This is a genomic window from uncultured Rothia sp. (assembly GCF_937976295.1).
Classification (GTDB): domain Bacteria; phylum Actinomycetota; class Actinomycetes; order Actinomycetales; family Micrococcaceae; genus Rothia.
In genome coordinates, this window is the sequence record NZ_CALJRY010000114.1 from 1 (window position 1) to 2,436 (window position 2,436).

3 protein-coding genes are annotated in these 2,436 nt (G+C 53.8%); all 3 read left to right on the plus strand.

The window, feature by feature from the left end:
* Positions 1-595 precede the first annotated feature (595 nt).
* Positions 596-1,825, plus strand: coding sequence for an inorganic phosphate transporter (locus tag Q0216_RS02870; protein WP_298592776.1), 1,230 nt, complete (start codon positions 596-598; stop codon positions 1,823-1,825).
* Between the two features lie 2 nt (positions 1,826-1,827).
* Positions 1,828-2,133, plus strand: coding sequence for a hypothetical protein (locus tag Q0216_RS02875; protein WP_298592778.1), 306 nt, complete (start codon positions 1,828-1,830; stop codon positions 2,131-2,133).
* 50 nt (positions 2,134-2,183) lie between these two features.
* On the plus strand, positions 2,184-2,436 hold a 253-nt coding region (locus Q0216_RS02880), incomplete at its 3' end, for a DUF3349 domain-containing protein (protein WP_298592780.1).

Below are 2,436 nucleotides of genomic sequence, written 5' to 3' on the forward strand. Positions count from 1 at the left end.
GGTACTGCACTTTTGTGGGTGTGGGAGAGTAGGTCATCGCCGGTTTATTTTTGAAAAAGACCCCGTATCGAAAGATACGGGGTCTTTTGTTGTATCTGCTGATGCGGTTTGGTGGATTCAGTATGGGTGACTCGTGAATTCAGCCTGTTGTGTGTGCTGCGGATTGGCGGCCGGAGTTGCTTCTTCGTGACGCTGCTGCGCCTTCGTGATGCTGAAGTGTGCACCGCTGCAGAAAACCCACAGGGGCATCCTGCGTGGGTGGTTTAGTGCCCCAAATGAGGTCTGAATAATAAAGGTGTGTCACAAAAAGAAAGCTGGGAGGTTCCTGAAAGTGAACACTAGGTGAACACACTTTAGCCTCTTGATGGATATAATCACCCCTCTCCCCCGTGCTCTCGCATAAGCCACATAAAACAACTTAAGTATTCCGGTGGGTGCACCATTTTTTCCGCGGAATATCGGGAGTTTCGCCCCTAAAATATGGGCTCTGCAGTAAAACCCTCACGAAAACCCGCTCAATACTGTGGGTTTATCTGTTATTTCGTGTTAATTCGGAATACTTTAGATTTCACGAAAACCGACAGATAATTTTCTTGTGACTACAGAACTCATTATTCTCGTGATCGTGGTGCTTACCGCGCTCGCCTTCGACTTTACGAATGGCTTCCACGACACCGGTAACGCGATGGCAACCTCCATTGCGACCGGTGCGCTGAAGCCTAAGACCGCCGTGGCGCTGTCTGCGTCCCTGAACCTTGTTGGCGCGTTCCTCTCTGTTGAGGTGGCGCGTTCGGTCGGTAGCGGCATCGTGAACCTGGATCGTATTGACGTAACAACGGATGGTCCGGCACTGATGCTCATCGTCTTTACAGGCCTGGTTGGCGGCATCCTATGGAACGTTTTGACCTGGCTTCTGGGTCTTCCCTCCTCCTCATCGCACGCTCTGTTCGGTGGCCTGATTGGTTCGGCTCTTGTCGCGATTGGCTTTGATGGAGTGCAATGGATCGGTGTTCTGTCCAAGATTATTGTTCCCGCGGTCCTCTCCCCCGTCATTGCGGCTATTGTGGCGGCAACCGGTACCTGGCTGGTTTACCGTATTGCTGCTCCGGTGGCTGACGACCGTAAGCACAGTGGTTTCCGCAAGGGACAGATTGCGACCGCATCTCTAATGTCTCTGGCACACGGTACTAACGATGCGCAGAAGACCATGGGCGTGATCTTCCTGGCTCTGGTTGCTTCGGGTACCCTGAGCAATGATGATGCGATTCCCATGTGGGTGAGGGCTTCCTGCGCTCTTGCTATTGCCCTGGGTACTTACCTGGGCGGCTGGCGCATTATCCGCACCCTCGGTAAGGGCATCGTTGAGGTGGATACCCCGCAGGGTGTTGCTGCTGACGGCTCGTCTGCTGCGATTATTCTGACCTCTTCCCACTTCGGTATGGCGCTGTCGACCACTCACGTGGCGTCCGGCTCGATTCTGGGTAGTGGCCTGGGGCGTAAGGGCGCTGAGGTTCGCTGGTCTGTTGCTGGCCGTATGGTGGTTGCTTGGCTGATTACCCTGCCGGCGGCCGCTATTGTGGGTGCCCTGACCTGGTTGATTGGTCACGGCTTGAACACTCTGACTGGTACTCAGTTTGTTGGTGAAATGGCTGTGTTCGCGATGCTGAGTATCTTCTGCTTCCTGATGTGGCGTCATTCCCGGAAGGACAACATTGACGCTTCGAACGTGACTGGCGACTGGGATGAAAAGGAAGGCGCTGCAGTCACCAGCGCTGACGCATCCGCAGAAGCTCAGACCCTTGCTACTGAGAAGGCAGGTTCGTAGCCATGCAATACGTGATCGAAATTCTGGATAAGGTCATTCCGGTGCTGATTGCCGGTTTGTTCTTCGGCGCGGGTCTTCCGGCGCTGTATGCACTGGGTCTGCGTCTGCTGGCTGGCCGTACCGAGTACACTGCGGACGGTAAGCTTGTGGAAATTGAGCCTCCGGGAACGGTGGCGAAGATTGCCGCATCCTGCATTTTTGCTATTATCGTAGCAATCGTAATCATCGGTATTCTCTGGGTTGCTAAGGACTTTATCAACCACACTTTCGGCTGGAATATCTTCGGCGTAACCGGTGGAGGCCACTAATCCCGTGAACACTAAAGTGCATATGATGACTGCTTCAAAGGAGGGGCTCGATGCCTGATAAGAGCATAATCTCTCGAGTAATCGACTGGCTGAGCGTCGGGTATCCCAAGGATGTTCCGGTGCAGGACCGCGCGGCAGTGATGGCTATTTTGAAGATGCGTCTGACTGATGAGCAGTTGCAAGAAGTTGTTCGTCAGCTCATGCAGTCTCGTGCTGCTCGTGGTGAGGCGTATGTGAGTGACCAACGCATTAACGAGTACATTCGTCGAGTGGTGGATCATACCCCGACCCCGCAGGATATTG

Bases quoted from the DNA above. Each gene is read 5' to 3' on its own strand.
- Q0216_RS02875 (WP_298592778.1), top strand. From the start codon at position 1,828: ATGCAATACGTGATCGAAATTCTGGATAAGGTCATTCCGGTGCTGATT.